Origin of the sequence: Sphingobacterium sp. SGG-5, assembly GCF_011043525.1 — a bacterium.
GTDB lineage: Bacteria > Bacteroidota > Bacteroidia > Sphingobacteriales > Sphingobacteriaceae > Sphingobacterium.
In genome coordinates this window covers 137,012-163,982 of sequence record NZ_JAAKGO010000004.1, presented here as the reverse complement: position 1 = coordinate 163,982, position 26,971 = coordinate 137,012, and the positions used below count along the sequence as shown (strand labels likewise).

Genomic DNA, 26,971 nt, shown 5'->3' with positions numbered 1-26,971 from the left:
ATGAACACACAGACAATAAACCTTGTAGACCAGTTCAAAAACAAGAAAATACTCGTCATCGGTGACTTTATATTAGATAAATATCTGGATAGTACCTGCACACGGCTTGCACCGGAATCGAGTATACCCGTATTGGATATCAAGGGACAAACCTCCTGTTTGGGTGGATCAGCAAATGTAGCGCTCAATTTACATAATTTGGGTGCTCAGGTATGCTACATCACTGTACTCGGCCAGGATGAGTCAGCCAAAACGGCTTTAGAGCTTCTCCAAGCACACGGCATTCATTCTTTATACATCCATTTCACCGAAAAAAGTGCCACACTCACAAAAACAAGACTTTGTAAAGATGGCCAATTGCTTTACCGTCTGGACGTCGGCAATAAGATCCGGTTCGACGAGCGTACAAATAATGCCTTACTTAAAGATGTTGAAAAGGCTTATACTGGATGTGATGCTGTTTTTATATCGGATTATGGCAAGGGCACCATCACACATCAGATCATTGATCTATTACAAAAGCTGAAAGAAAAAGACGATAAAGTATTGGCCGTCGATAGCAAAAATTATGAAAAATATAAGTCATTGTCACCTACGATAATCAAACCCAACTATGAAGAAGCGCTTCATCTTGTGGGTGAGCAACCTGCTGCGGACAGGGTAACACAAGCCATGCATTGGAGTAATAAAATATGGGATCTTTCCCACGCACAGATTATCGCGCTGAGCTTGGATAAGGACGGTGTTATATTAAGCAGACGCCATACAACCGCGCTGCACTTTAAAGTGGATGAAGTACCGGTTCGAAATGTATCCGGTGCCGGAGACACCTTTCTGGCTGCTTTTCTTTTGGCTCACCTTGCTGGAGCGTCAGATTTTGATATGGCAAAAATAGCATGTGCGGCAGCCACTACCAGTATACAAAAAGAGACTACTGCAACATGTACTGAACCAGAACTGAAATTTAGCCTTATTGCTAAAGAAGACAAAGTGTTAACACATGTGGATACAGCGAGATGCCTGGCAGACACATTACATATACAAAATAAGAAGATAGTTTTTACAAACGGATGCTTTGACATCTTCCATTCTGGGCATGCCCATTACTTACGACAAGCTCGGGAACTAGGGGATATACTTATTGTAGGTGTTAACACCGACGAAAGTGTACATCGTCTTAAAGGTGCACATCGTCCCATAAACCGCCTGACCGATCGTATTGAAGTATTGAAAGGTCTGCAATCTGTCGATTATGTAATTCCATTCGGCGCAGCGGAAAACGATACTCCAGCAGAGCTCATCCAAGCCTTAAAGCCTTCCGTATTTGTAAAGGGCGAAGATTACAAAGATCATGTACTTCCGGAAAAAGATGTATTGGATGCCTTAGAGGTCGAGGTGGTGTTTCTACCCTATATTCCGCATCAGTCTACCACAAAGATTATCGAACGGGTTCAAACCAACGATAGAGTGGTGTTAAAGAAAATAAGCTGATGAAAGCGTGGAAAGACTGTAAGAATTTATTGGTCATACGCTTAGATAATATGGGCGACCTTATTATGAATAATGCCGCATTCATGGAAATTCGAGAAAAGTTACCCTCTTGTAAGGTAACTTTACTCACTTCCAGCGTGGCAACCCCCATTGTTCCTTATCTCGGTACCGTTGACAGTCATATTATTTTTGACACACCATGGATGAAATTAGAGCATACGGATCAACCGGCTAAAATTTTGCATCTTGTCGAAAAATTACGTACCTATCAATTTGATGGATGTATAATTTTTAGTGTTTATAGTCAAAATATTCTAGCGACGGCGTTATTAACTTACCTTGCTGAAATTCCCTTGCGTACAGCTTATAGTCGCGAAAATCCGTATCAACTGCTTACGCATTGGTTTCCAGATCCTGAACCATTATCTCAAATCAATCATCAGATAAAAAGAGATCTGATGCTCTTACAGATGCTCGATATTGATCCGGACCTCCGTAGGCTACCCCAACTTCGGCTTTATCGCGATATTTATCCCGATGCAACACCTTCCCTTGAAGACTGGGCACTTCCAGCTAGTTATATTATCGTTAATATGGAAGTTTCCGAACCAAAGCGTCAGTTTCCAAGCCAGCATGCCAACGAACTACTTCGAAGTTTATTGAACAAAGGAGAATGGATCATTTTCACCGGACAATATGAGAGTGATTATCTGCAAGACTGTATCCAAGGCATTAGCGATCCGAGATTCATCAACCTGATTGGAAAAACAACCCTGGATGACGTGCTTTGTCTCATCGAACGGGCAAAAGCGGTCATTAGTGTAAATACCGGGATAGTCCATATGGCATGCGCCTATAGTCGTCCTACAGTAGTGTTATATGCCAACACCAATCCACAACACATCCCTTGGTCACCACGTAGTACGCAAATTGTATTTGATATTCCCGAAATGCACAAGAGCAAAAATCAGATTATTAAATATGTGGACAAGCTTTCGCCGGAAGAGACTCATACTATTCCTTCGGCAACGGAGATATTAAATTGCTTGGTGAGTTTGTAGCAGCAAATGCTCCATATCGGACAGGACGTCCACCAAATCAATACGATTTCTTCCATTATAGGTATAATGAAGGTCAGTATTCAACGGACCCCATCTTTCCGGCTCACCATCAAGGCTAATGATAATGCTCTTTGTAGCCAAAGCTGCCGCAATATGAGATATACCCGTACAGTTACTTACCAAAATTTCCGCCTCATCGACCAAGCACCCCAACTGTCCCAAATCAGTTTGGCCGGCCACATTCAATGCATGGTCCCCGAGTATAGCTTCGAGCTGTCGGACACGATCCATTTCGTCTAGCGTGCCCGTTAGCACCAGCTGAAGTCCTTTATTTTTCAAATGCTGCGCCAAAACCGCAAATTTTTCGATAGGCCATTGCCTTTCGCTACTACGGCTCCCCACGTGTATAATAGCATAGCGCTTCCTTATAAGCCCATTTTTCCATATTTGGAAGCGCAGGCGATCAGCTTCATCGAGCGGAAATTCCAATACAGCATCTTCCGGGGATACCTCAAGCCCTAAATAAGACAACAGTTTTAAGTGTCGATATATTTCGTGTATGCCATCGGGATAAACCAACCAATCCTGACCTGCTGAAAGCTCTTGAGGACAGAATCCCACTAGCCGTCTTGCTTCGCAGCGTTGCAAAAGGTCATTCACTATTGTTCCATTGCCATGCATCTGAAAAAGTATATCAAACCGCATTTCACACATTTTGGCTATAAATACCTCCACTTCCTCCAGCTCCGCTGCTTGCTCCGGAAGCCCCGGATAGCCAGGAAAAGGAATTAAACCGTCTATAAAGGAGAATCTTGAAATCAGCGGCTCCATATGGAAGAGGCCAATAAGGTAAATTCTGGCATGGGGGAAATTTCTTTTTAATGCACGTATCGCTGGCATAGCACACAATAAATCGCCTAACTGAAGAGCTCTAAAAACTGCTATTTTCATGATTGATTTTCATTGACGTCAACCTTCTAACACGGTGATAAATAATTTGTTCAGCCCCAAGACGGCCTATTCAAATGTAGCCGGTGAAAACCGTATTTTATGGTGCTTTCCAAGTACAAACCACATGAGACTGTCTATAATCTATTTTCTATCAAGTATATATAACCTATTTCATCCGGAGAACACCTAAAAATCAGCGGATTGAAAAGACCTGCATTGTTTTTGCCTAACATCAGAGCATCAAAACACCTCAACAACATGGAAAATAGAGAATTGAATTTACAACTGGTCCAGTATCGCGTTACCCTAAAAAATCTTGCTTACAAATTTACAACTGACCCGGACGAAATCCAGGATCTCGTTCAGGAGACACTTCTGCGAGCGCTGAAATACATTGACCAATTCTTTCAGAATCCTAAAATAATCTCTTGGTTATTTGTCATCATGAAAAACATCTATATTAATCACTACCGTGATCGACAACAACAGAGAAAATATGAAAACCAGACACTGTCTGTCTTTCAAGATAGAGGGTGTCGCGAACCTTTCATAGAAAATAGTATTGAGGGCAAATTAATTCTCAAGGATATAAAAAAAGCGCTGACCCAATTTCCGGATGAGTATAGCGCTATGTTTACACAGTATATCAATGGTTATAAATATAAAGAGCTATCCCATATTTATGGCGTTCCAGAGGGGACAATTAAATCGCGCATTCACATTATGCGGAAAAATTTGCAAAAGAAACTCGCATTATATCGGTAAAGGTATACCACGATTTTTAAATCAATAAATTCAATCCTATGAAAACAGAAAATGAACGTAATGAAAATATTATCCCTGAACAATTTACAGGCAAAACATTGGATTATAAGCAATCTGTGGATTTTACATCCACGCTGCAAGCGGATGATTTTTTCATGAAGGCCCGGCTCAAACTATTGGATGTAAATCACTGGCATCATATCGCGAAAGGTGTTTCTGCCGTATTTTCTATTGTCGATGAACAGGGAACACAACTGTCGCATAGATTAGTTGAGAAAAATGACTTCATAAAAATTGATATCCCAGGACCGGGATTACCTAGTAGCGACGGATTCGATTGGGTGAAAGTAGAAGACGTGGTAGAAGAACATTTTGCAGATTTAAAGCGCATAGCACTTACGCTTCGCCCTTGCCCTGATCCTAGTCACGAGGGAACTGATACTGCTCATTTTTTTAAAAATATAGCAACATCAAGCATTATCATCAAACAAAAAGAAACATCAGTATGTTTACAATATGCAGGTCGCAATGAAGTAATCAATATGGAGAACGAATCCAATCTGGACAAAGTACGCAATTTTATCATAGGATTAGGCGCGAAAATGGGAGCCTCCTTTCCACAATGGAAAGCACTTATTGACGGACTTAGCCAACGGGAAGAATAACACTTGACAAAAACATTATGGAAAATTTGAAAAAAGAAAAAGAGAAAAAGGGCGAAAGCGGAACTCCACCCAAAAATACGGAACCAAACACGAAAGTGGAGAGTAATACGGGCAAGCGTCCGGAAAAAGATACAAATCCACTCCCCCCAAATCCTAATAAAGTCGATAATCATGAAAATGATGAATGATTATTGGATAGGAGCATACCTTAAGATAATTCATTGAATTTACTCAAGATATGCTTCCTATTATCATCATTATTATTAATCATGTCCTTGTGTCTTAACTATTTTGTTATACACACCGAAGAGTAAGAACGGCGAAACCCATTGTCCTACCAACAGCGCCGTATGCTTATGGCCCATACACTTTAGAACTGCCGCGCCGGCCATTGCGGAAATCGCTGCGCAAAGAAAAACTTTCGAAGGTATTTGCGCAGTTTTATTCTCAATTTCTTTTGTCATTTCTCCTTCTTTGAAGTTTTCCGTTTTCTTGTTGTTCTCTACATTTTCCATATTGTTATATTTTAAGTTATGTTGTTATGAGGTTATAAAAGTTATGGAGCCCTTTAGCCGTCGTAACCACCATAACCTCATATAACCGCTATCACTTTATTTTAACTTAATCCATAGGCACACCCGGCATAGGTGGCAATGGCGTGCCAATCGAATCGAGGCTGTCTCGACTTATGGTATCTCCCAAATTATCATCCATATAAGGTGATTCTGATTCCAGAGAATCCATCCTATCTCTGTCATTATTATTTCGGTTTCCTTGGCAAGCGCTGATACCAAACAACACCGTTATTGCCATATATAAGCTTATCTTTTTCATCTCTTTAATTTTGAATTTAGCTTCTATTCATTGTTTTAAATTATATAATAGGAAAACAATGAAGGCTATAGATAGTTCAAAGATATTGTGTTTTTGAGTATTTAACAGAAGGTCACCGTTATAATACGGTTTATCTCAAGTATATTCTTACGTCGGGCATTGGATTGCCTTGAGTGGATTGTTGTAAGGTATTACAGTGTCACCGGACGGCGTCTGTTCTTCCGAGAAGAAATTTTAGTGATCGGATGGATCGGAAATAACAACTTGACGGTTGTTCCCTCATTTACCTTACTCATCAATTGGATCTCTCCACCTAAACGTTGCATAATTTTCCTTACTAAACAAAGCCCCAGACCTGTTCCGTTATAGTTCTGCGTGTTGGATGCACGGCCGCAGGCTTGAAAAAGTGAAGAAATATCGGCTTCCGGAATCCCAATTCCATTATCCTTGATCCAATAGATCAAATATCCCTCTTGTTTTTCACTTGAGATTTCGACATGTGGTGTCCTTTCCTTCGCCGAATATTTCACTGCATTTCCGATAACATTCAGAAATATCTGATATAAAACGCCACGATCACCATGAACAGGCAATAATTCTCCGATAGTAAACCGACAATGTGCATTGTCATATAACAGCTTACTTTCTTCACATATCGCCTGTATAACAGTGATAAGAGAAATACTTTCTATCGTATAGCCATGAAGCCGTGCCTGGTTCAGTTGTACGGTATGATTGACGATATTTTCAATATTAACAATAGCTTCCAAAATCATGTCCAGCCATTTATTTTTATCTTCTGGTACCTGTTCTTCCTCTTGCAAATATTGTATGCCCATTTTCGCGATACTCAGCGGATTTCTAAGGTCATGAGACAATGTGTAGGTCCACATTTCAAGATCATTATTAAATGATATCTTTAAATCCCGCTCCTGTATCATTTCATAAGCAAAAAAGCGGCTCGTTACATCAGTAGCGGTATGCAAAATAGCATATGTTTTCCCGTCTTGATCCAATATAGCCTGATATTCAAAGTCGAAATATTTGGTTTCCGTTTGACCTTCTATTGTAATATCAGCCGGAAACTCCGTTGCCCGGTAGGTTTGTCCACTGTACCACACCTGTAATAGCTTATCCGTAAATCCTTGCTCCGTGAATTCAGGAAAGACTTCACCGAAAGAATGGCCAATAATAGCGGGTGTCCTTCCCCATATCGCTAACATCGCCTTATTAACAAATGCAATATTAAGATTAGGGCTATCGTATACAGCCACCGCACTATTTGATTGCACGAGGATATCTAACAGACACGATTTTTCTCGGCTCATTTTCAAGCTTTTTTTAAGTGACAACTATATAACATACTAAAATTCAGATTGTTTTAAGTGAAAAACCAACTTTACATTTTTTTATCAGCTTATTCTCTTTGTGTTTATTGCGATAGTCCATTGCTTATGCTTACATCTGACGCAGCTTTCCATCACGGAAGAAGTGGCCGGTTGTACAAAGCCACAGTACATACATGCAAGAGGATGTTCTGTCGTTTCATCCACCTGCACCTGTTTATATGCGCCGGGGAATAACGGGAGCCCATATCTTACATCTTCGTCTGCATAAAATAGTATACTTAATGTACCATCTATCTCTAATAGCGCCAACCTAACTTGGCCTAAATGTTCGACAGACTGGTTGCGCAATTCTGCAAAAAATTCCATAACGGAAAAATCTCTATCATTTTCATGTTTAATATCAAACTGTCCGTTTTCCACAACAGTCATTTCTTTCCCCTCTAATATACGATGTATACGTAATGATTTCGATGCGGACCATGTAATAAATTTATATATAAGAACTGTAGAAAAAAGTACAACCACGGCGTATGCTATCGGAATGTCCTCCTGAAACATGGGGTCACCTGCAGCTGAACCTAACCCCAAAATAATAGCAACCTCAAATAAAGACAGTTGCCGTACCCCTCGTTTACCCGATAGACGTAAAACCAGTAGAATCAGCAAAAACATGATAATCGTACGTCCAATGATTTCCAAGGCGAATTGCCATTCTACCCCATGTAAAAGAATTTTTTCCATCTTTTGTATGTCTTAGCTACAGCTACAACCTTTTTTGTAGCAAAAAGGTTTCACCCTCCTCATTTTTCCTTTTTAGATAAAATCCTTAGTTTTGTAGAATTACCTACGTCACCAGAGTCATGTCGGGTGACTTTTTTATTTCACAAAAACGTTCATTTTTATGATTTTTTCGCAACACATTTATTTTGGAAATTCAGTAAAAGATTATCTTGTCGCTCTCGGTATTGTAATTATCGGTCTTATCATTTTAACCATTGTAAAAGCAGTATTGATCAAACGTTTACATCGTTTTGCGCTTAAAACAGAATCAGATATCGACGATATTGCCGTCAAGATTCTGCAAAAAGGTGTATTTCCACTCTTGTATTTCATCTTGATTTTCTCCGTCGTATTAACATTAAATTTACCCGATTTTTTACATGATGCGCTACGGGTAGCCCGGGCTATTATCGTTGTTTTTTATGCGGTACGGATACTCAATCTCTGTATCGATAAAGGGATCGAATACTACTTAAAAAAACAAGGGCGGTTAGAAACAAAGCAGGCAATGAGTGGTGTGACTATTATCATACAATTAGTTTTATGGTGTTTAGGATTAGTATTCCTACTTGGAAATTTGGGTTACAATGTTGTTACCCTATTAACTGGACTCGGTATCGGGGGAATTGCCATTGCTTTAGCTGCTCAAAGTATTTTGGGCGATATCTTTGCCTATTTCTCTATTCTCTTTGACCGTCCTTTTGAAGTCGGTGAGTTTTTAATCATTGGCGATCAATTAGGAACCGTATCTTATATAGGTATCAAAACGACACGTATCCGAAGTTTATCGGGACATGAAATAGCATATTCCAACCAAAATTTGCTCAATGAATGGATCAACAACTATTCAAGAATGGAAAAAAGACGGGCGGTATTCGGTTTTAATGTATCGTATAACACCTCACCTGACAAATTGGAGCAGATACCCGAAAAGGTAAAGGAAATAATCCTTGCACAGGATAAAGTAACTTTTGATCGTGTGCATCTTGCTGCATTCAAAGAATACGCCATCTATTATGAGGCTGTATATTACTCCATGGAACCCGGATACACCGAATACATGGACAAACAACAAAAAATCAACTTGGCTATATGTAGACTGTTGAACGAAATGGGTGTTTCCTTTGCATACTCGACATCTCGTCAGGTAGAAATTCAAAAAAGTGAGATGACAGAAAAGTTTTAAGCGTTGATCGCTTTCCAAAGCATATCCTTCAATTGAGGGATATGCTTACCCGATACCGAGGAAATAAAAAGATATGGAATAGCAGCAGGGAGCTGTTCCTTCATTTCTTCTTCCAGTTCATCATCAAGCATATCAGCTTTGGTAATAGCCAGTAGCCTCGGCTTGTTTAAGAGTTCGCTATTGTAGGTTGCAAGCTCATTTAGCAGTATATTATATTCTTCTTTTATCGTTCTATCTGTATCGGCCGGGATCATAAAAAGTAAGACAGCATTCCGTTCAATATGTCTTAAGAAGCGGATACCTAATCCTTTACCTTGAGAAGCACCTTCAATAATACCGGGAATATCGGCCATGACGAATGATCGATCGTCTCGATAACCTACTATTCCCAAATTAGGCACCAGCGTTGTAAAAGGGTAGTTTGCAATTTCCGGCTTCGCTGCCGACACGACCGATAACAAGGTTGATTTCCCTGCATTTGGAAAGCCCACCAAACCTACATCCGCCAATACTTTCAGTTCTAGAATAATCCACTCCTCCTGTCCCGGCAAACCAGGTTGCGCAAAACGAGGGGTCTGCTGGGTCGCCGACTTAAAATGCCAGTTGCCTAACCCGCCTTTTCCACCAGGGGTAAGTATTTTTGTCTCTCCGTCTTCGGTGATCTCAAAGAGGATTTCTCCGGTCTCGGCGTTCTTTGCTACCGTTCCAAGGGGAACTTCCAGAATTTCGTCCTTCCCATTGGCACCCGATCGCAAAGCTGCCCCGCCGGACTCTCCGGCTTGGGCAATAATATGTTTACGATATTTTAGATGGAGCAAGGTCCAGTGCTGAGAAGATCCCTTCAGTAGGATATGCCCGCCTCGGCCTCCATCTCCACCATCCGGTCCCCCCTTGGCCGTAAACTTGTCGCGATGCAGGTGGGCAGAGCCCGCTCCCCCACGTCCCGAACGGCAACATACCTTTACATAATCGACAAAATTTGAACCCTGAGCCATCCCTACCTCCTCAATTAAAAAGAAAATTAGTCCTGATAAGCGTCAATGACAGCTGTGAGGTCAGAAAAAATCGTTTCGATATCTCCGATGCCATTTACCTTCACCAATTTTCCCTGTGCTTCATAGTAAGGAAGTACATGGATAGTTTTACCAAAATATTCCTCAATGCGTTTCTTCAGTTTATCCGCAGCATCATCGGCACGCCCTGAAATCTGTTGACGTTTAGCAATACGTGCTGTCAGTTCTTCTTCCGTCACATCCAAGGCAATTACACCGCTGATCGATGTATCAATACTTACCAAAAACTGATCTAAGGCTTCTGCCTGAGCTACCGTACGTGGAAAACCATCGAAAATAAAGCCCTTAGCTTGTGGGTTTTTCGTGATCTCTTCTTCCAACATGGCAATCGTGATGGAATCCGGGACCAAATTACCTTCAGCAATAATCTGACTAACCTGCTGCCCTAGAGCAGTCTGATTTTTAATATGGCTTCTAAAAATATCGCCCGTTGAAATATGTACCAATTGGTACCTGTCGATAAGTTTTTCCGATTGAGTTCCTTTTCCTGCCCCTGGAGGGCCGAATAAAACTAGGTTTAGCATAATGTTGAAGTTTTATTATAGTAAAAAATAAAAGCCTAATCCGCTGGATAGAATTAGGCTTTAGGAAACTAAGTGCGCTCCAAGGGAGTCGAACCCCTAACCTCCTGATCCGTAGTCAGGTGCTCTATCCAATTAAGCTAGGAGCGCATTTTTATTAAAACTTCCGGGTGCAACCCTTTCCGTTTTTGATGATGCAAAGATAGATAAATAATATATTTCTCCAAATTTTTTTTGAAGAATATTGGGACATTGATCCTTGGTCCGCGGTTAAAAATAATTTTCCTATCTTGCGATTACAGGCTATAATTCCTATTCTACTATGCAAGATAAAAATCCTGTTCAGTTATGGAGGGAGACACATCGCACACATGCTGCCCAAAGAGATGGATTCAGGAGCATGCATCTCACGGGGCTCCATCAGGCCACGCGACAACAATTAGAGGAACAGTTACATTATATACAATTTGAGTTACAGGATTTCTTCCTCTGCGAACTCAAGGGGCGTCCGCAGGAAATACGTGGTTTGCCATTGCCCACAGGAGAAGGGAATATCTTATGGCTTGGGCTACATTTTCAGGGCACCCTCCACTTCCCCACAGGCAGCAACAGTACAGGCAACAGCATTTTTTCCCTTTCAACAGAAACGGATTACCATCTTACCATAAGTACCGAGCGGCAGTGGCTGTTGTTGTTGGGCATACAAGGAGCACCGCAGCAGCAGCTACTGGCAGAGCTACCTCAACTGCGCGACCTACATAAGCGCCGGAGTGACAGCCTCCAAAAGTTGGCCGGCATCACCCACATCGAACGGCAACTTCTGGATCAGTTTGCAAAAGCCAGCTTAGGTCCTTTTAGTACCTTGCACCATATCGGCCTGCTCATGTCCAAGCTGTATGCCGGCTATCTGCATCAATTGAGCAGGCCATCTGCCCCACAGGGCAGAGAAGAATCGCTGATACAGATTTACCATCAAGCAGTCACATACATTACGGAAAATTATATGGACGCTGACTTGAACCGCGACAAAATAGCTGATATATGCTGTTGTTCACCACGACAACTGAACAGAGCCTTTGCCGAGCACAACAACTCCCTAAAATCCAGCATCCTCCTGATCCGGCTGCACCGGGGCAAAGAGCTGCTGCTCAGACAACCGGAACTTTCCATAGAACAGATTGCGCTGACGCTATATTTCTTCGATGCTAAACATTTTTCCAAGCAATATAAGATCTGCTTTCACCGCAGCCCCCGTGAAGAACGGAAAATAGCCGCCAAAGCAGCGCTCCTGACCTCCGACAGTTAGCCGTTCTCCCGCCAACACGAGATGAAAGCAGAGGGTATCTTGGTATACTCTGCTCCCTATTTAAAGCAAATCCTCATTGTTCAGATGGTCGATTATCAACTCTATGTCAACGACATACGCTTTAATTCCCTTTTGAATGAGGAAGAAAATAGAACATTAAATGTCATGGTTCAATTCAGATTCAATCTGGGCCAACGCTTCCTCAGCAGATTGTAAATCTACCCGTCCGGCTTCCCAATCATTGATCTCTTGGAAAGTTTCCTTAAATCGATCGTATAATTCCTTACCTTCTTTAGCAACTCCAGATTGTTTTTCCACCTTATATTTTAATCCAAAACGTTTAAGGATCTCTTTCAATATAGGGAGATCCTTTTCATTATCGATATTTACGGTTAGGATAGCCATAATACTTTGCGTTATGATATACAAATTTACAAATTATTTTCCAATTACTTTAAAGATACCCCACCGGGGGTGCACGACAGATTATTCATTAGCGTTTATTTTTTTAATGGAATTCATGCTTGCTTCGCAGGTTCCGTAATGTGAAAAACTTGTCGAAAACTATGTCGTCATATCGACGAGGAACGAGGAGATATCTATGGTTAGGCAGGAAACATATCCATAGATTTATCTACGATGAGCTCGCAAGCTCGGTTCTCCTCCTAGCGTCGTCGAAATGACGAAAATCGGATTTTTGTCGTGCACCCAACTTCGACGAGGGGCTTATCGATTAATTAACCTTTGTTACCTTTAAGTGACCTTCTGTAGCATCAAACTTGAAAATATATTCTATTTTATAGTAATTGCCCGAAGGTGTTCTAAGCCCTATAGTTCCTTGCAATGGGTGCATATATTGTTCTGATATAGACTGATATTCATTGCCATATGCCATATCCATAGGATAATCTATTAGTACATTTTCAAAAAAGGCGTTACCACTCTCTCCTCTCAGAACCGCAGAAATCTCTAATGTACCCGTTGTTGTTCCGTCTGTAGCTTTGAACATAACCCAACCGCTATCTAAAGGAACACCGTATATTGACACTGATACGTTTTCTCCTGGGATGGCTATTGATTGCGCTCCTACAATAGTCATATTACCATTAACAGTCCAAGAGGTTTCAGCTATACCGGCCCCTAAGTCGATTCCATCACCATCTGGAGGATAAGACATCCCGTTAAATACATACAATAATTTATCATCCAGATTGTACCATGCGTCATTCTGAATATTTCCGGATGATGGCAAGGATGCATAATCAGGCACATTGCCTTTAAAATTGAACGATTGTGCATTGGTTCCGGGATCTCCTTTTACATAAATTTCCGTATCCTTATTCCATGATGTCCCGTCCCATACAAGCACTGCCATATATCCGGCATTTACATTTATAGAACCATAGACTCCTTCTCCTACTATAGTATATCCTACATCTTGGCTCGGTTCAGCTGTATATGATATATAACCTGATTGATTGTATTCAATCCAAAAAGGAAGCTCCGCAAACGTTTTGGTACCATCGCCGATTTTAAAGTTTACAGGGTCGCCATTATCGTTGATGACAAATGCTTGCTCTCCCGACAGCAATACCAAAGCGTTGTTGTTCCAATTGTCGAGTGTATCCGTTTTTTGCTTTACTCTTGCTTCTATAGTCTCTGCCATATCAATTGTTGTTTAATTCATGCTGTACCATGATTTGGTGCTTTAGCTATATGGTCTATATGGTTATTATAATCAACAGCGCAAATCTATCTTATAGACTATCGCTTCTCCTACTGCAATATCTAAAGCTTCATTTTAAAATTGGAAACCAACGCCAAATGATAACACGCGGTTTGAATAATCATGTCTGTTAAACCAATAGGATCTCCGTCGTAGGCAACCGATTGCTATGACCAAGCTTGTTTTAGGTATCCATTTTAATTTCATCATCATTTAAACTGTTTTATATGTTACTTTAATCACCCATGGTGAATATGAAGCATACTTATACACTTCGATGAAGAAGAATATACGAGAATTATCTATAGGATCAGATATGTCCATTTCAAGTACAACCGATGCGTTAACAGTATCTTTACTGTATGTATCTACATCGCTGATGCTAAAAATCAAACTCCCTTCAAATGCATCTAATTCACCGACATAAGGTGCAAATACTGACTCAGTATCATTGAAATTATAATATGAACCTGTACCATTATAATACATATAGGCGTATATGTTAGGATCAGATGGATTTTGATGGCTCATATATACATTTAAATCAGCTGAGTTTATAAACCTGATTATATATAAGTTATCTACACCTACATGTAAATCGAATGATTGAGAAGCTGGTAAGGGGATAATATCAGTAAAACTACCTCCTGTAGCTGCGTCTAATTGCTGTTTAGTGACATAATGATTGTCATCTACAGCTGGAACACCCGTAATAGGAATATTTGTTGTACTTCCCCTTTCGACTACGCTTTGTAAATCTTGGCCTCCAAGACTCATTCCCTCTCCATCAGGAGGAAACGATATTCCATTATAGACATAAAGAAGGTTGTCATCCAGATTGTACCATGCATCGTTCTGCACATTCCCTGATGATGGCAAGGATGCATAATCAGGCACATTGCCCTTAAAATTAAAAGATTGTGCATTTGTGCCGTCGTTCCCTTTTACGTACATCTCCGTATCCTTGCTCCAAACCGATCCATTCCATCCCAATACCGCCATATAACCATCAGCTACGGTAATGCTCCCATATATCCCACCACCTACTATCGTATAAGCTACATCCTGCACCGGATTTGCTGTATATGGAATGTAAGCTGCCTGACTATAATCTATCCAAAAAGGAAGCTCCGCAAACGTTTTGGTACCATCGCCGATCTTAAAATTCACAGGATCGCCATTATCGTTGATGACAAATGCTTGCTCTCCCGACAGCAATATTAGCATATTGTTATTCCAATTGTCGAGCGTATCAGTTTTCTGCTTTACTCTTGCTTCTATTATATCTGCCATATCAATTGAGTTTAGTTTATTAGTTAGTTGCCGTTAATAACTCAAGGCTATTTTATATCGATAATCGTTGTTTTGTAACGCATCCAGTAGCTTTATCTTAAAATTGGAAACCAACGCCAAAGGATAACACACGGTTTGAATAATCTGGCAATAAAGATATTGTAGACAAGTTGGTCAATCCCAAACCATAACCTGCATTAATCAAAAAACCATTCGACAATTTGTAACCGATAAGGAAATTAACACCCGCTTCAAAACGCTTCATCTCTTTATCATCACCCGAAAAATCTATATCTCTCGAAATAGATCCATTGATATCAGCCCCTTCATTATCCACGCCCTCATTATCTATGCCAGACCATTTCGCTCTATGTTTTCCACTAATAGCGTATCCCACATACGGGCCCGCTCCAACAAATATAGCCCCCCGAGTGCCTGTCGGTATATAATAGAGGGCATTTATAGGAACTTCGATAGATATAATATGTTTAGATATTGATGATGAGTTCCCCTCTGTATCGTTTTCCATCCTAGACCCTTTACCCTGCAACGAAATACCAGGTTGAATTGAGAAACGTGGAGCAACCGATAAATCTGCATATCCTGTCACATAAAAAGACGGCTTCATTCTTACATCATCCTTCATTATATTATTCTCATAAGCATACTTTCCTAAATTTAAACCTCCTTTAATACCATAATGAACCTGTGCTTGTACACTTGCGATCAACAAAAGCACTATGCCTAATAAAATTAACTTCTTTTTCATTATCGTTTTCTGTATTTATACCGCTCTTTACCATAATTCCTCGCTTGTTGGTTAAGTTACAATATCTTTCGTGTGCATATAGCTACGGCTTTCTTGTTATAGCAGTGATTATATTAAATCCCTTCATTCTCGTATGAAATATCAACTCTTCTGTTTCCAATATTGTATCATCCGGCCCCTCGGATACAATCGTTACATCATAGGTCGCTAAAATATCTTCAACCACCGCCCTTACGCTCAAGTCGGAGTATATACCTATATTCCCCGCCCGCACTTCAATGCTATCTATAACGTTGTCACCATAGATGAAAGTTTCTCCATACAAGCCGGCAAACGAACCATAGCCTCCTTCTTGTAACTCCTGGTAACTCTTAGGCGCTTGTGAAGAGCCCATGGGAGCATCAAGAAGATGTATTTGACGAGCCTTAACTTTTTGTTCACCCACAAACACCTGTTCGAGATAAGTGCTTTTTAAATTGTTAGGCGCCAACTTATCCATCAGAAAATCTATTCTTCTGTTCTCAAAAACCCTTATCGTAGTGTCGAGGTAATAATCTTTCTCAAACAAATGAGGTGCCGATATTTTATAGCTTATTTTATTCACGTTAAGGTCAGCAATGAAATCTTTTTCATGAGAACATAACCAATAGTAGTAACCTGCTGGATAGTCGCCCGCCTCTGTTAAGGTAAATACATCACTTCTATTATCTACCTGTCCGCCATAGGTGATAATAGAATGCTGTTCTCCATCTCTTCTATCTTTATAAATAAAGCTCAGCCTAAATTTCACGGACATCAGATCCCCTGTCGCATAAAACTGTCTGTTTAACTCTGTTCTTTGATCGGCGAACTCCAATTTAATATTTTCCGGCTGCTCATCGGAACAAGAGGCCATGGCCATAAGTAATAACATATAATATTTTTTCATTTTGTGTTACTTTTTGAAATTTAACTCTTTATAAAGATTTCCTTTTGTCAAATTTACGTGAATTTATAATTCTGTTCCATATTAGAGATGGTGAATACTCCCTTCTGTCTTACCCCTTGCTTCTATTATAGCTATCGTATTAATCTTAATTTTCTGTTTCGCCCTTGTCCATTGTTCCTTTATGGGTGACTAAATAAAAATTCGGATTTAACGATGCTTCAAAAGCCGTGATCCTGCTTACCCCCTCACTGACTGTCGAACTGTTCAATACGACGTATTTTATTCCTTTTATATCCAAGAAATCACCACACTGAACTATCTTATCTATGCTACCCTCGAATATTTTACTAGGCCTGTTGCGCCAGTCCAGTATTGCACTACCGTATAGTTCCGTCAAACTTGCAGGATATCCTCCGTACGCATTCCATAACATAGCCAGATTAGTATATTGATACCCATTCCCGTAGCTCGACCATAGATGTCCGCTGAATCCCGAACTTATGCCAACAGTTGTATCTTCAACACCAGATTTTACACCGTATCCCCTCAATTCATATTTATCGTGATTGTCGTCTGTTTTGAAATATACATTGTCGATCACATACCCCTGTCCCTCCTTCACATAAAACTCGATTTTGAGTTTACCTACCACACTACTAACGTTAGGAAGAAGTCCCGGATCAGGCATTTTTATCATGTTGCTGCCACCTTTACCCGTAAACGATATTCGAGCTACATCTCCGATCTTCATACTGTCGACAGATATATTTATCGAACCATCGGGGTTCATCCCGCTACCGCCTGATGTCAACATAGAGTCGTTGTCTGACATATCAACGGATGGATCTATGATACTTACCCAAGTCGTACCGGAGGGAGTTGCTACCGTCCATCCCGGGTACTCGGATGAGATTGTATTTCTCAAATTAGATAAAAATACCGTCATATTACCTTCATCTGCTTCACTCGCTGTATAGTTGACTGTGAATGTGCCAGTATATCCTCCAGTTGTTTTTATACTTATCACGACTACATCGCCTTTCATAGGATTACCACCAAACATATAGTTTATTCTATTTGCGCCTGGTTGACCGACCGTCATAGTCAGCCACGCCCCTCCAACGGCAGCCCTATGCCACCATCCGAATTCATTCATGTAGAGCGTCTCGCCCTGCATAGTATATCCAACCCTTACTCGGAATGGATGACTATCCCAATTTATCTGTCCTTTTTTTTCACCCGATCCGTAGTATGGAAAATTTTTCAACGGCATAAAATCAAACCCAAAAACCACATTCTTGAACAATATATTAGCATCCAACGGAATATCTCCATCAAAAGACACACGAGCCCATGACTCACCTGATACATCAGCCCATTTCATGTATAAGGAGTTACCTTCTCGCCCGTCTATCGCAGGGCTATACCTTTCCAAAAGAGGAGTGCCCGATCCTGATGGCAAGTAAGAGAAATCCCAATCAGCAAAAGGAGATCCCAATATATCAAATTCTCCGTTGGGCACTACGTTGTTTTCATTCGTGGTATCCTCATAGACCACATTTACTCCCCCCAAAGGTTTTTTTACGATCCAATATTGATCTCCGTCCACAAAATCCATAGCAAGATCATCGGTATTCATATCTATAGATATGCCCGTAGCGACCTGGTTTATCGTGCTGGTGGTTATCTCATAACCATTGAATATCCCTCCATTACGTATCACATCCAATCTGTTCTCTATCCACCAATAGCCATCACGCTGATAAAGCCAACAATGCGCCGTTTTCAATATATTTTCGAGGAACCATTTTGGTGAATTGTCCGAATATCTGAACATTTTATCATCTGTAAATATTTGATTTCTTCCCGCCAACATGTCATCCGTTGGATATTGTTCGCTTTTTATAGAAGACGACCACCGAATAGGCAATATATTGTCCATAACCCGATATAGACATACACGTATAGCGTTCATTGGACATCTGCCGTCCGACTGTTGTCCGTTTACAGTAATATCACCATAATTATTCCATGAAAATTTTTGACCATCCAACAGCTCCAATCCGTCTATCGACTTGATCGTGACGATCTCTGGCACACCGCTATCTATCGCTTGAATACCGTCACTTATAATAAATCCTTGATGTTTCAATTGTCCATCAAGATACACTCGACATTTCACACTCCCGTCGTCTATTAATTGAAATTCTTCTACATCCACATTATCATCATATACCTTAAACGTTGCTGACTGTTGTATAATATGATTATCGAAAGGATTATCGTTGGTTCCCCCATCCCATGCTATGATTATAGGATTTCTGTCCCCAATAAGATGTATAGGTTCCCCGTCATAATCAGGAAAATCTATTTCAACCAACCAATCCTGTTCCTTTTGAGAACTTACCTCCAGTATGTACTTTACTGCCATATCAATTACCTACTGTTATTATTTCTATCCAATACAGCTACCATATCCTTTCCGTTTATCCTGAATGTCACCTGTCCAAACTCGTTGATATCCGACCCCGTGATGATACCCTGATTGCTCATCCTGCCGGTGATAGATGAAGTATAAGCCAGAGCGTTCGCCCGTTCCTGCAGTGCAGTCTGCCTTTTCTGCTCCTCGATCATTTCCTGTCGCTGCTCCTCCGCCTTTTTTGCCGAATTAAAGCCAAACAAACCTGCCAAACCACCTAGCAAAGCCCCTGCTATGGTACCGATTACCGGCACTACCGAACCTATCGTGGCACCGGTACCGGCAAGGGCAAGACCTGTGGTCATACCTGTTACCGCCCCGCTTAATGCACCTCCTCCTATCATTAGCCCCTCTTCATTCCTTTTAGTACCCTGCGCATATAACACGGAACCCAACATGCCAGCTCCTGCTATGGTCGCTTTAGATGCCGTACTGCCCATTCCGAAAAGACTAAAGTCTTTTGAGCCCATTTTCTTTCCTATGAGACTTCCCAGTTCTGTGCTAAGCGCCTGTCCGAAAGTGTTGGTAACGGTATTGGCTAATTTTGTAAATACATTACTGAAAACCTCCTCAAAGTTTTTCCCGAGGTTTGTTATACTGTTGAATAAACCTTCTATTCCCTTTTGTATCCCGGTTTCCATTGCTTTAGCCAGTTGTTCTTCAAGCTTTTTTTTCTGATCAGCGGTTTCACCTTGTTTTGTGAATTCCTTGAAATATTTATTTTGAGATAAAGAAAATGTAGGTACTGGCCCGCCGTATGTATTACCCAATGGTCCATCGACTGCTTCTATTTTGGAGGAAGATTGTATCAAACTAGTGAGTAATGCACGCTGTTTTTTCAGTTCGTCGGTTTGTCTGACCAAAATGCCGAGCTTTTTGGTTGCATAAGTTATTTCGTCTATCTCAAGCTTGGCCATATATAAGTTTATTTAGCACGTCCATAGCCTCTTCTACAGATCGTATCGGTAATTCTTTGTATTCATTGTCTATCAGTGGCAAATGCATGATGCTTTCCAATGTAATATTGTCATTGACCCCCATGCCCCCAAATTTTACGATATACCCGAGCAGCAGTCTGAAGTCATTTTTTCGTTCTTGCTCCTCCAGCATCTTGGCGTACAGCATGCGTTCATATTCGCGATATGTCAGGTAGTTGTACTCTTCCGTTTTGAGCCCCCACTTGATGCAGTTCCGGACGATTTCCGCCCTTGCGTTCGTGTAGCCTTTTTTTTTGTCGTTTCTTTATCTCCCTCTTCTACCGACTGCGTGGCAAGATTAATGATATAATCTATCCATTCCGATATCTGCTTACCTTGGTACCAGGAAGCATAAAATGAGGCTGAGATATGTTTGACTTCTTTACTATCCTGTGGTTCACGGTCTAACCAGTCGACAAAATCGTAATACGTGATACCAACTTCTTTGTCGTTTTTTTTGCACCAAAGCTTGATAGCCTCATACGCTAATTTTCGCAGTGTTCTATCTCGCTTATTGGAAAGCTCTTCTGTGATCCGGATAATGATCTGATGACCGGATTCACCAAGCTCATCCTCCAAGCTTTCGAATGCAAGCATACCCCATTCAAGTCCATACTCCCTGTCTTTTATTTTCAATAGCATCTTTTATCTGATTTATAGTCGGTTTCTTCTCTTGCACAATAACGGTAGTCATCTTGTAGGGACAACATAACGATAACACGGTATAACGTACCACCCAGCCCGCGCCAAACCGTTCTACGTTGTCCACGGTGTACCACATATATTAAGGACTTACAGGTGTTTTGGTAAATGTAGGTTTACCCTTTCCCTGTAAAGTTACATCATACGTCGCTGACCCGGTGGCCGGAAAGTTATTCGCAAGTTCGGTGATGATGACCGTACCCGCCCACTCCAGCAACAAAGGGTGCGGATAATTCGTATCCTCCACGGTAGACACTTTGATTGGCAATGTACCATCGCCGTCTATAATAAGTTCATTCAACTCAACATTATTCATCGCCAGTTCATCAGCAAATGCCCGTGCCGACAAAGTAACTCCCCAGGTCTTCACATCTATCGAAGGATCCTCCCAGCTTGCTCCCGTGCTAAAATTTTCCGGATCCGGTTTACATGGATCCTCCGTAGACGTAGTTTGCCCTATGGTGACTACTGCTTCTAACTGACAGGCCACCCATTCGTTATTGGCCTTTACCTGTACCTGATTTCCTCTTAGTGTTGCCATTTTATGTTATTTATTTTAGTGTTCCAATAATCTTCGTTAAACGCTATCTGCTCACCTTTCCTTAGCCGTACTTTTGCTTTCGTAAGCAATGTCATAACCTCACACGCATAGGCCTTTCGGTTTTCCAGCAATACGGTAACACGTTCTCCCTTCCCTATTGTACCCGATACCACATAAGGGTTTATGACATCAATAGTTATCATACGCTGACGTTCCGCGTTATAAACGATATTCTCTTCGTATTCTTTGGATACGATCATCCCGTTGTCTCCGCTTACAGCTATCATGTTACCAATTTGTCGTATCTATTATGTTGGGTTTATCTGCTTCCGCAGGCATTGCGTTAATGATTTTCCAAAACACGGCTATGTCTTCGCTCAATGCTCCATTTCCTTCGAATGTGATAGACCATGTAGCCTTACCTACACTTGGAGCTTCCATCGTCCCCTGCTTTATAGTCGCATTTCCCCATATCTCAAATGGCTGTCCATTCGGATCCCTGTTCTGTATGACAAGTGACAGCTCCTCATCATTTAGGTAAGCACGGAACAGGCTGTTAAAGCTACCTGAAAGACTACTGATCAACAACTTGCCATTCACCACCGCATTCCACCCTTTATAGCCGTTCCGATGATGTTTCCAGGAACCGTTGGCCGATGAGGATCGGTCCCGTTTCTCCACTTCGAAATTGAGTGTTAGACCCATTTCGCACGGAACAAAATCCGATCCGATCCTTAATCCTAAAAGTCTTCCATCTATAGTCATACCCTGTTTATCCAAATTTCATACGTCATTACCTTTCTGTTTATCGAATTCGTATCAGATTGGCCGTTAACTGTTTCGCTCTTGAGAAAGCTCACCTCCTGTACAATAAACCCATTTACGTCAAGCCCATTTTCCAATGCATTAAGTACGTCTTCTTCCATATCATCTATTGTATCAGAATTATTGCTTCCCAGGTCACCAATGTCATATAAGTCTATATTTACACCGCAGAGCCAATCATAGTTTGCTTTACTTACATCGTACGGACTCATTGTTTGATTATAGATGATTCCATAAGAGGAAGGTACTGGAGTTACGTCTGTCGGCAACATAGTATCATAAAACGGTACGCTCGTCGCTGCGGAAAGAACGTTAATCAATGCTATACGTACATGTTTATTTGGGTTTATCATATCCTTTTGGTTTAAGGATTACTAATAATATATTTTTTATCGTGTTTATAGTTGGGTAACTTGCTTTTCGCAATACAATAATAACTATTATAATCTTATTATTAATGTATAATAGCATATTTTTTGGATAAAACACTTAAATTACTGAATATCAAGCACGAAAATTCGTCACAATATACCGAAATCCGAGTTGGGATGCCGATAAATAAGAGAGACACCGTTGTACCGTACGAACTATCTCTCCGGACGTTCCTGTTTTGCCGTACGAGCTATCTCTCCGGGTATTCCTGCTACCTGTTGTACCGTACGAGCTACCTCTTCGGGTATCCCTGCTACCTGTTGTACGATGCGAGCTACCTCTTCGGGTATCCCTGCTACCTGTTTTGCCGTAAGAGCTACCTCTTCGGGTATTCCCGCTAGCTGTTGTACCGTAAGAGCTACCTCTCGGGCCATCTCTGCTAGCTGTTTTGCCGTAAGAGCTACCTCTCCGGGTATTCCCGCTACCTGTTTTGCCGTACGAACTACCTCTTCGGTCATCTCTGCTACCTGTCGTACCGTACGAGCTACCTCTTCGAGTATTCCTGCTAGCTGTTGTACGATGGGAGCTACCTCTCCGGGTATTCCTGCTACCTGTTTTGCCGTAAGAGCTACCTCTTCGGGCATCTCTGCTAGCTGTTTTGGCAAAACAGCTAGCTCTCCGCGGTGGAGATTTCCCACAACTATTTTATCAAAAAAGCCGCTTAACAAGCTAAATAAGACATATTTTAAGCCAAAAATCTGTTCAAAAAAGTCAAAAAAAGGTGTAAAAATGAGACAGAAAGTTTTTTGCCTACCCCCCGAATTGGTCTCATTTTTACACCTTTTCGCTGTTTTTGTGCTGCATCTTTGTACTGTACGTACAACAGAGAGTTAAAACTAAATTTTAAACATTAAAAAAAAAGAAAAATGATTAGACCCATTTACGGAAGCAACAATGCAACAGAACTGTTGCTCCAAGCACAGCAGATTTTCAAGAAAATGACCGAAAATGCGGACATGTTTCCCAATCCGGTCCCGGATTTAGCGACCTTTGAGACGCTTTTAACCAATTATCAGAAAGCCTATTTAGAGGCACAGTTCCGCGATCAGCGTACTGTCATTATAAAAGGACAGCTTGGACGGGAACTACAGGAAGCGATCTACCGCCTGTCTACATATGTAGATTCGGTAGCTTTAGGTGACCCCGGCATTATCGTTGCGGCAGGTTACCAGCCGAGACAGAGTCCTGCAAACCGTATCGAACGGACACCAAAAGCAGAAAACTTAAGGGCCACACATATGGAGGTAGGCTCGGGTATTGTCCGCCTGCGGATAAATCCCTGGAAACATGCCCGCCTGTACCGCTACGAGTACCGGCTAAAAGGGACAGCGGAGTGGGACACCGTGCTGCACAGCAAATCCTTTATCGATCTGAAGGATCTTGTCAAGCTTCAGGAGTATGAATTCCGTGCCTCTTACGTCGGCAGGGATATTGAGCCGAATTTCAGTAACACCATCAGTGCACTGGTGGTTTAGTCCCTCATGAAAGCAGACATTGCGAGGCAGGTCGCATCAGCACTACGGTGCGACCGCGCCTCGCAATGTACTTATGATAGATAATTTGATAGCCAACACATCAGATAAAACGAGAACTTAACCATTTTTTATGTAAATTTAGGACAGATATGGAAATCACAACAATCCCCCACCCCATACACAACATGACCTTGCGCTTCAACCGCAAGGTGACACCTCCGGCATTCGAGACCGCAGCACTGGCGGTATATAAAGAGATGCATGACCGTGTATGGGAAACAAAACAACGGATCAACGGTGACCGGACGATGATACCGGGCTTTCGGATACAGGTCGAAGAACTGGCCGACGTGTTGCGTACAGCGAATGAAAAGCTCCAGCACCTCATGATGGCCTACGATACCAACCCGTATAAACCTACCATCCGCAAGCAGCTGATTGCACAGATAGATTACATCAAGAAAATGACGGATGAATTTGTACCCACTCTGCTCCAGTTCAGCCAATCGTACTATGCATACAGCGACTATAGATTGGAGCAGGAAAAATGGATGACCGAGACGGCCTTCCCACAGGTCAATACGATCATAAAACGCTATCAGGAATGTTCGGTGGATCTGGTCTTCTTCGATGAAGATCTGGATGATTTCAAAGGGAAAATCAGCTTCATCGGGGAACTGGAAAAACGATATTACCGGGAAATGGACGATCTCCTTGACGAATATGACGAGGTGAATGATAAGATACAGGATTTCTACGATGCCGTTGAACAGTTTGACGAAGACCTGCTATATACAAGTATATAAGCAGGCATATCTATAAAGGAAGAAAGAGATCATCTCTCTCTACAAGTGGTCGGAAGAAATTCTGGCCACTTGTGTTTAAAAGACCTTGGGTGGATTTTAGTGTTTAGTAGTTAACCCATTTGTTTTTGTTAGCGATGCGCAATGCTTCAGCTTTGGACGATACCTCCAGCTTACGATAAATGTTTTTAATATGTGTACGGACAGTTTCCTTGCTGACAAAAATTTCCTGAGCGATTTTTGAATAACTTTTGCCGGAGGCAATAGCCTGCAACACTTCCGTTTCCCGTTCGGACAAAGGCGAGTTAGGTTCTCTACGGAACGATTCGACTACCATTTTAGCGATCGATAGACTCATTGGCGCACCTCCGCGGAGTGCTTCGTCGATCGTCTGATCGATATTTTCAATATTCGAGTTTTTTACGATATACCCTCCTGCTCCTGCACACAGTGATTGAAACACCTTTTCACTATCCTCTAAGACAGTAATAATCAAAACAATACAGTTAGCAAACTCCTTTTTAATCCTTGCCGTCCCTTCGATTCCATCCATACCCGGGAGTTCGATATCCATCAACACCACATCCGGTTCATCCGTATGCAGATTAACAAGAGCCGCTTCACAACTGTCATATGCATTTATCACACTATATTTCCCGGTGCTTTGCAGAGCAGCCACAAATCCTTCGCGAATAGCAGCGATATCTTCGATAATAATTATTTTCTTCTTCATAAACCGTAATTTAAAATGATAATGGAGCGTCTACACACACACGTGTGCCCGAAAGATGGTGTTGAACGGTTAAATCCAAGCCATTTTCTGTCGCTCTTTTCTTCATATTGTGGATACCTGTATGTGTGATAGAAGGATCTGGATCCTTCCATTTTCCATTATCTGTCAGGCAAATGAAAATGCTGTCTGCCATAACATCCATCGTCAATTGTACTTCGGTACATCCCGAATGTTTAGCGGTATTGGTCATAGCCTCTTTCAGCATAAAAACGAGATGACGGGATACCGATGGGTCCAGATGGCGTTTCGCCGGTTCCAGCACTTGACTTTCGGCCGAAAAAGCAATATCAAGTTGATTATAAAACACTTGTCCAAAGGATGTCAAGTGTATAAACAATTCATCCGGTTCTCCACTGTTGCGATTAATACTCCATAAAAAGTCTTTGCTGGAGGCATAAAGCCGTTCGCTATTCAAAATAATGTGATCGATAATGGGTTTTGTCTTATCGTTATTTTTCGTAATGAGGCCAAGCATACTCGCTTGCCGGGTAATAGCGGCTAATATATTTCCGGTTTCATCATGAAAATCCCGCGACAAACTTTGCCGTAAAGAGAGCAACTGCTCCGTTCGAGCACGAACCGCTTCATCCAATTCCGCTATCCTTGCCTGTTGTTGCTCTTTGAACAACCGCTTTGCCTCATCTCGTTGCTGATAGACCATTAAAAAGAAAATACCAAAAAAAACGGTGATGCTTAAATGGTACAGTAAAGCAATCTCAAAACTTTCCGGTGCATAAGTAATATCAAATTCGCTCGTACCCCGCATCGTGCCGGCGTTACTCTGGCTGTAGAGGAACCACACAGCAACTAAATTAACGAAGATCATCGTTTTACCAACACGTCTATCGGCCCAGAAACCGGTTAACAACAAAAGATATAAGGCCGATACCTGAATGGAAAGTATTCCTCCGCTGTTCAGACAATTCGTAATCATGATGGCATAGCCTGTCAACATACTCACAATCAACATCAACATAAACCGTCCCGTCATTTTGATATACACTAATGTCAACAGACAGACGAACAGTAGGATATAATAATAAACGGCCAACGGAGATAAAACGAGCAAAATCGTTGGAATAATAATCAGTAAGATTACAGACACTAAATATCCGATAACGACCGTACAAAGTTGGTCATATTCGGATAAGGAACGATCATGTAACCTTTTTGGAATAAAGTAATGATAAAACTTCTCCGGTATAAGCATATAAAATGATATGTTTTTAAATCTCTGCAGCACTAA

The 26,971-nt window shown here is 41.3% G+C and carries 33 protein-coding genes and 1 tRNA gene; 9 read left to right on the top strand and 25 right to left on the bottom strand.

All coding sequences use genetic code 11. From position 1 onward, the window contains the following. Both G5B30_RS07210 and G5B30_RS07205 read left to right on the top strand, forming a co-directional pair. Complete coding sequence (locus G5B30_RS07210) at window positions 1-1,491, top strand: PfkB family carbohydrate kinase (RefSeq protein ID WP_165319304.1); 1,491 nt, start codon at window positions 1-3, stop codon at window positions 1,489-1,491. Between the two features lie 137 nt (window positions 1,492-1,628). After that, on the top strand, window positions 1,629-2,552 hold the full coding sequence (locus G5B30_RS07205) for a glycosyltransferase family 9 protein (RefSeq protein WP_165319303.1): 924 nt from the start codon (window positions 1,629-1,631) through the stop codon (window positions 2,550-2,552). On the opposite strand, the gene G5B30_RS07200 is transcribed toward G5B30_RS07205, so the two are convergent. After that, window positions 2,529-3,503 (bottom strand): glycosyltransferase family 9 protein, encoded by a 975-nt coding sequence (locus G5B30_RS07200; protein WP_165319302.1) that lies wholly within the window; start codon window positions 3,501-3,503, stop codon window positions 2,529-2,531. The two genes, G5B30_RS07205 and G5B30_RS07200, sit on opposite strands and share 24 nt — an antisense overlap. Window positions 3,504-3,761: 258 nt before the next feature. Here G5B30_RS07200 and G5B30_RS07195 point away from each other — a divergent pair, with 258 nt between their 5' ends. The 3 genes from G5B30_RS07195 to G5B30_RS07185 are packed head-to-tail and all read left to right on the top strand — an operon-like array spanning window position 3,762 to window position 5,121. Further along, on the top strand, window positions 3,762-4,268 hold the full coding sequence (locus G5B30_RS07195; RefSeq protein WP_165319301.1) for an RNA polymerase sigma factor: 507 nt from the start codon (window positions 3,762-3,764) through the stop codon (window positions 4,266-4,268). A gap of 38 nt (window positions 4,269-4,306) precedes the next feature. Next, on the top strand, window positions 4,307-4,933 hold the full coding sequence (locus G5B30_RS07190; protein WP_165319300.1) for a hypothetical protein: 627 nt from the start codon (window positions 4,307-4,309) through the stop codon (window positions 4,931-4,933). Window positions 4,934-4,950: 17 nt separating this feature from the next. After that, complete coding sequence (locus G5B30_RS07185) at window positions 4,951-5,121, top strand: hypothetical protein (RefSeq protein WP_165319299.1); 171 nt, start codon at window positions 4,951-4,953, stop codon at window positions 5,119-5,121. 75 nt (window positions 5,122-5,196) lie between these two features. On the opposite strand, the gene G5B30_RS07180 is transcribed toward G5B30_RS07185, so the two are convergent. The 4 genes from G5B30_RS07180 to G5B30_RS07165 form a co-directional block, all read right to left on the bottom strand. Then, window positions 5,197-5,448 (bottom strand): hypothetical protein, encoded by a 252-nt coding sequence (locus G5B30_RS07180; protein WP_165319298.1) that lies wholly within the window; start codon window positions 5,446-5,448, stop codon window positions 5,197-5,199. Window positions 5,449-5,554: 106 nt separating this feature from the next. Further along, window positions 5,555-5,767 carry a hypothetical protein gene (locus G5B30_RS07175; protein ID WP_165319297.1) on the bottom strand — a complete coding sequence of 71 codons (213 nt, stop codon included), beginning with the start codon at window positions 5,765-5,767 and terminating at the stop codon, window positions 5,555-5,557. A 191-nt stretch (window positions 5,768-5,958) separates the two neighbouring features. Next, window positions 5,959-7,095, bottom strand: coding sequence for a PAS domain-containing sensor histidine kinase (locus G5B30_RS07170; RefSeq protein ID WP_165319296.1), 1,137 nt, complete (start codon window positions 7,093-7,095; stop codon window positions 5,959-5,961). An 84-nt stretch (window positions 7,096-7,179) separates the two neighbouring features. After that, complete coding sequence (locus G5B30_RS07165; RefSeq protein ID WP_165319295.1) at window positions 7,180-7,857, bottom strand: DUF421 domain-containing protein; 678 nt, start codon at window positions 7,855-7,857, stop codon at window positions 7,180-7,182. Window positions 7,858-8,017: 160 nt separating this feature from the next. Here G5B30_RS07165 and G5B30_RS07160 point away from each other — a divergent pair, with 160 nt between their 5' ends. Further along, window positions 8,018-9,082 carry a mechanosensitive ion channel family protein gene (locus tag G5B30_RS07160; RefSeq protein WP_165319294.1) on the top strand — a complete coding sequence of 355 codons (1,065 nt, stop codon included), beginning with the start codon at window positions 8,018-8,020 and terminating at the stop codon, window positions 9,080-9,082. Here the strand turns inward: G5B30_RS07160 and obgE are convergent. The 3 genes from obgE to G5B30_RS07145 all read right to left on the bottom strand — a co-directional run bounded on the left by obgE (window position 9,079) and on the right by G5B30_RS07145 (window position 10,826). Continuing rightward, window positions 9,079-10,077, bottom strand: coding sequence for a GTPase ObgE (gene obgE, locus G5B30_RS07155; RefSeq protein ID WP_165319293.1), 999 nt, complete (start codon window positions 10,075-10,077; stop codon window positions 9,079-9,081). The genes G5B30_RS07160 and obgE overlap by 4 nt on opposite strands. Window positions 10,078-10,103: 26 nt before the next feature. Continuing rightward, a complete protein-coding gene (locus G5B30_RS07150; protein WP_165319292.1) occupies window positions 10,104-10,679 on the bottom strand; it encodes an adenylate kinase in 576 nt (191 codons plus the stop codon). Between the two features lie 73 nt (window positions 10,680-10,752). Beyond that, window positions 10,753-10,826, bottom strand: a tRNA-Arg gene (locus G5B30_RS07145). Window positions 10,827-10,998: 172 nt separating this feature from the next. Between G5B30_RS07145 and G5B30_RS07140 the strand changes: the two genes are divergently transcribed. Continuing rightward, window positions 10,999-11,982 carry a helix-turn-helix domain-containing protein gene (locus G5B30_RS07140; RefSeq protein WP_165319291.1) on the top strand — a complete coding sequence of 328 codons (984 nt, stop codon included), beginning with the start codon at window positions 10,999-11,001 and terminating at the stop codon, window positions 11,980-11,982. Window positions 11,983-12,138: 156 nt separating this feature from the next. On the opposite strand, the gene G5B30_RS07135 is transcribed toward G5B30_RS07140, so the two are convergent. From G5B30_RS07135 to G5B30_RS07070, 15 genes are all read right to left on the bottom strand, one after another. Then, a complete protein-coding gene (locus tag G5B30_RS07135) occupies window positions 12,139-12,387 on the bottom strand; it encodes a hypothetical protein (RefSeq protein WP_165319290.1) in 249 nt (82 codons plus the stop codon). A gap of 328 nt (window positions 12,388-12,715) precedes the next feature. Continuing rightward, complete coding sequence (locus G5B30_RS07130; protein WP_165319289.1) at window positions 12,716-13,648, bottom strand: hypothetical protein; 933 nt, start codon at window positions 13,646-13,648, stop codon at window positions 12,716-12,718. A 273-nt stretch (window positions 13,649-13,921) separates the two neighbouring features. Next, window positions 13,922-15,001, bottom strand: a complete 1,080-nt coding sequence (locus G5B30_RS07125) for a hypothetical protein (protein ID WP_165319288.1) — start codon at window positions 14,999-15,001, stop codon at window positions 13,922-13,924. Between the two features lie 97 nt (window positions 15,002-15,098). Further along, on the bottom strand, window positions 15,099-15,770 hold the full coding sequence (locus G5B30_RS07120; RefSeq protein WP_165319287.1) for a porin family protein: 672 nt from the start codon (window positions 15,768-15,770) through the stop codon (window positions 15,099-15,101). Window positions 15,771-15,852: 82 nt separating this feature from the next. Beyond that, a complete protein-coding gene (locus G5B30_RS07115; protein WP_165319286.1) occupies window positions 15,853-16,698 on the bottom strand; it encodes a hypothetical protein in 846 nt (281 codons plus the stop codon). A gap of 145 nt (window positions 16,699-16,843) precedes the next feature. Then, a complete protein-coding gene (locus G5B30_RS07110) occupies window positions 16,844-19,129 on the bottom strand; it encodes a hypothetical protein (RefSeq protein WP_165319285.1) in 2,286 nt (761 codons plus the stop codon). 5 nt (window positions 19,130-19,134) lie between these two features. Continuing rightward, window positions 19,135-20,094 carry a hypothetical protein gene (locus tag G5B30_RS07105; RefSeq protein WP_165319284.1) on the bottom strand — a complete coding sequence of 320 codons (960 nt, stop codon included), beginning with the start codon at window positions 20,092-20,094 and terminating at the stop codon, window positions 19,135-19,137. Further along, window positions 20,081-20,302 carry a hypothetical protein gene (locus G5B30_RS07100; RefSeq protein WP_165319283.1) on the bottom strand — a complete coding sequence of 74 codons (222 nt, stop codon included), beginning with the start codon at window positions 20,300-20,302 and terminating at the stop codon, window positions 20,081-20,083. The genes G5B30_RS07105 and G5B30_RS07100 overlap by 14 nt, the downstream gene beginning before the upstream one ends. Before the next feature lie 20 nt (window positions 20,303-20,322). Next, window positions 20,323-20,796, bottom strand: coding sequence for a hypothetical protein (locus tag G5B30_RS07095; protein WP_165319282.1), 474 nt, complete (start codon window positions 20,794-20,796; stop codon window positions 20,323-20,325). Beyond that, the gene (locus G5B30_RS17275; protein ID WP_206367042.1) at window positions 20,759-20,935 is read right to left on the bottom strand and encodes a hypothetical protein; all 177 of its coding nucleotides are present in this window, start codon (window positions 20,933-20,935) and stop codon (window positions 20,759-20,761) included. The genes G5B30_RS07095 and G5B30_RS17275 overlap by 38 nt, the downstream gene beginning before the upstream one ends. Window positions 20,936-20,938: 3 nt before the next feature. Next, window positions 20,939-21,397, bottom strand: coding sequence for a hypothetical protein (locus G5B30_RS07090; RefSeq protein WP_165319281.1), 459 nt, complete (start codon window positions 21,395-21,397; stop codon window positions 20,939-20,941). Next, window positions 21,385-21,684 carry a hypothetical protein gene (locus tag G5B30_RS07085; protein WP_165319280.1) on the bottom strand — a complete coding sequence of 100 codons (300 nt, stop codon included), beginning with the start codon at window positions 21,682-21,684 and terminating at the stop codon, window positions 21,385-21,387. Before G5B30_RS07085 ends, G5B30_RS07090 begins: the two co-directional genes overlap by 13 nt. A gap of 1 nt (window position 21,685) precedes the next feature. After that, complete coding sequence (locus tag G5B30_RS07080; protein WP_165319279.1) at window positions 21,686-22,162, bottom strand: hypothetical protein; 477 nt, start codon at window positions 22,160-22,162, stop codon at window positions 21,686-21,688. Beyond that, window positions 22,159-22,575, bottom strand: a complete 417-nt coding sequence (locus tag G5B30_RS07075; RefSeq protein WP_165319278.1) for a hypothetical protein — start codon at window positions 22,573-22,575, stop codon at window positions 22,159-22,161. The genes G5B30_RS07080 and G5B30_RS07075 overlap by 4 nt, the downstream gene beginning before the upstream one ends. 234 nt (window positions 22,576-22,809) lie before the next feature. Continuing rightward, complete coding sequence (locus tag G5B30_RS07070) at window positions 22,810-23,259, bottom strand: methyl-accepting chemotaxis protein (RefSeq protein ID WP_165319277.1); 450 nt, start codon at window positions 23,257-23,259, stop codon at window positions 22,810-22,812. 261 nt (window positions 23,260-23,520) lie between these two features. Here G5B30_RS07070 and G5B30_RS07065 point away from each other — a divergent pair, with 261 nt between their 5' ends. Both G5B30_RS07065 and G5B30_RS07060 read left to right on the top strand, forming a co-directional pair. Beyond that, on the top strand, window positions 23,521-24,129 hold the full coding sequence (locus G5B30_RS07065; RefSeq protein ID WP_165319276.1) for a hypothetical protein: 609 nt from the start codon (window positions 23,521-23,523) through the stop codon (window positions 24,127-24,129). 149 nt (window positions 24,130-24,278) lie between these two features. Further along, a complete protein-coding gene (locus tag G5B30_RS07060) occupies window positions 24,279-24,935 on the top strand; it encodes a hypothetical protein (protein WP_165319275.1) in 657 nt (218 codons plus the stop codon). 103 nt (window positions 24,936-25,038) lie between these two features. On the opposite strand, the gene G5B30_RS07055 is transcribed toward G5B30_RS07060, so the two are convergent. Beyond that, window positions 25,039-25,665: a response regulator gene (locus tag G5B30_RS07055; protein WP_165319274.1), complete on the bottom strand. Its 627-nt coding sequence runs from the start codon at window positions 25,663-25,665 to the stop codon at window positions 25,039-25,041. Window positions 25,666-25,675: 10 nt separating this feature from the next. Beyond that, entirely contained in the window at window positions 25,676-26,935 is a 1,260-nt protein-coding gene (locus G5B30_RS07050) for a sensor histidine kinase (protein WP_165319273.1), read from the bottom strand. Window positions 26,936-26,971: the final 36 nt, after the last annotated feature.

Bases quoted from the DNA above. Each gene is read 5' to 3' on its own strand.
- G5B30_RS07210 (WP_165319304.1), top strand. From the start codon at position 1: ATGAACACACAGACAATAAACCTTGTAGACCAGTTCAAAAACAAGAAA.
- G5B30_RS07200 (WP_165319302.1), bottom strand. From the start codon at position 3,503: ATGAAAATAGCAGTTTTTAGAGCTCTTCAGTTAGGCGATTTATTGTGT.
- G5B30_RS07195 (WP_165319301.1), top strand. From the start codon at position 3,762: ATGGAAAATAGAGAATTGAATTTACAACTGGTCCAGTATCGCGTTACC.
- G5B30_RS07190 (WP_165319300.1), top strand. From the start codon at position 4,307: ATGAAAACAGAAAATGAACGTAATGAAAATATTATCCCTGAACAATTT.
- G5B30_RS07185 (WP_165319299.1), top strand. From the start codon at position 4,951: ATGGAAAATTTGAAAAAAGAAAAAGAGAAAAAGGGCGAAAGCGGAACT.
- G5B30_RS07180 (WP_165319298.1), bottom strand. From the start codon at position 5,448: ATGGAAAATGTAGAGAACAACAAGAAAACGGAAAACTTCAAAGAAGGA.
- G5B30_RS07175 (WP_165319297.1), bottom strand. From the start codon at position 5,767: ATGAAAAAGATAAGCTTATATATGGCAATAACGGTGTTGTTTGGTATC.
- G5B30_RS07170 (WP_165319296.1), bottom strand. From the start codon at position 7,095: ATGAGCCGAGAAAAATCGTGTCTGTTAGATATCCTCGTGCAATCAAAT.
- G5B30_RS07165 (WP_165319295.1), bottom strand. From the start codon at position 7,857: ATGGAAAAAATTCTTTTACATGGGGTAGAATGGCAATTCGCCTTGGAA.
- G5B30_RS07160 (WP_165319294.1), top strand. From the start codon at position 8,018: ATGATTTTTTCGCAACACATTTATTTTGGAAATTCAGTAAAAGATTAT.
- obgE (WP_165319293.1), bottom strand. From the start codon at position 10,077: ATGGCTCAGGGTTCAAATTTTGTCGATTATGTAAAGGTATGTTGCCGT.
- G5B30_RS07150 (WP_165319292.1), bottom strand. From the start codon at position 10,679: ATGCTAAACCTAGTTTTATTCGGCCCTCCAGGGGCAGGAAAAGGAACT.
- G5B30_RS07140 (WP_165319291.1), top strand. From the start codon at position 10,999: ATGCAAGATAAAAATCCTGTTCAGTTATGGAGGGAGACACATCGCACA.
- G5B30_RS07135 (WP_165319290.1), bottom strand. From the start codon at position 12,387: ATGGCTATCCTAACCGTAAATATCGATAATGAAAAGGATCTCCCTATA.
- G5B30_RS07130 (WP_165319289.1), bottom strand. From the start codon at position 13,648: ATGGCAGAGACTATAGAAGCAAGAGTAAAGCAAAAAACGGATACACTC.
- G5B30_RS07125 (WP_165319288.1), bottom strand. From the start codon at position 15,001: ATGGCAGATATAATAGAAGCAAGAGTAAAGCAGAAAACTGATACGCTC.
- G5B30_RS07120 (WP_165319287.1), bottom strand. From the start codon at position 15,770: ATGAAAAAGAAGTTAATTTTATTAGGCATAGTGCTTTTGTTGATCGCA.
- G5B30_RS07115 (WP_165319286.1), bottom strand. From the start codon at position 16,698: ATGAAAAAATATTATATGTTATTACTTATGGCCATGGCCTCTTGTTCC.
- G5B30_RS07110 (WP_165319285.1), bottom strand. From the start codon at position 19,129: ATGGCAGTAAAGTACATACTGGAGGTAAGTTCTCAAAAGGAACAGGAT.
- G5B30_RS07105 (WP_165319284.1), bottom strand. From the start codon at position 20,094: ATGGCCAAGCTTGAGATAGACGAAATAACTTATGCAACCAAAAAGCTC.
- G5B30_RS07100 (WP_165319283.1), bottom strand. From the start codon at position 20,302: ATGCTGTACGCCAAGATGCTGGAGGAGCAAGAACGAAAAAATGACTTC.
- G5B30_RS07095 (WP_165319282.1), bottom strand. From the start codon at position 20,796: ATGCTATTGAAAATAAAAGACAGGGAGTATGGACTTGAATGGGGTATG.
- G5B30_RS17275 (WP_206367042.1), bottom strand. From the start codon at position 20,935: ATGTGGTACACCGTGGACAACGTAGAACGGTTTGGCGCGGGCTGGGTG.
- G5B30_RS07090 (WP_165319281.1), bottom strand. From the start codon at position 21,397: ATGGCAACACTAAGAGGAAATCAGGTACAGGTAAAGGCCAATAACGAA.
- G5B30_RS07085 (WP_165319280.1), bottom strand. From the start codon at position 21,684: ATGATAGCTGTAAGCGGAGACAACGGGATGATCGTATCCAAAGAATAC.
- G5B30_RS07080 (WP_165319279.1), bottom strand. From the start codon at position 22,162: ATGACTATAGATGGAAGACTTTTAGGATTAAGGATCGGATCGGATTTT.
- G5B30_RS07075 (WP_165319278.1), bottom strand. From the start codon at position 22,575: ATGATAAACCCAAATAAACATGTACGTATAGCATTGATTAACGTTCTT.
- G5B30_RS07065 (WP_165319276.1), top strand. From the start codon at position 23,521: ATGATTAGACCCATTTACGGAAGCAACAATGCAACAGAACTGTTGCTC.
- G5B30_RS07060 (WP_165319275.1), top strand. From the start codon at position 24,279: ATGGAAATCACAACAATCCCCCACCCCATACACAACATGACCTTGCGC.
- G5B30_RS07055 (WP_165319274.1), bottom strand. From the start codon at position 25,665: ATGAAGAAGAAAATAATTATTATCGAAGATATCGCTGCTATTCGCGAA.
- G5B30_RS07050 (WP_165319273.1), bottom strand. From the start codon at position 26,935: ATGCTTATACCGGAGAAGTTTTATCATTACTTTATTCCAAAAAGGTTA.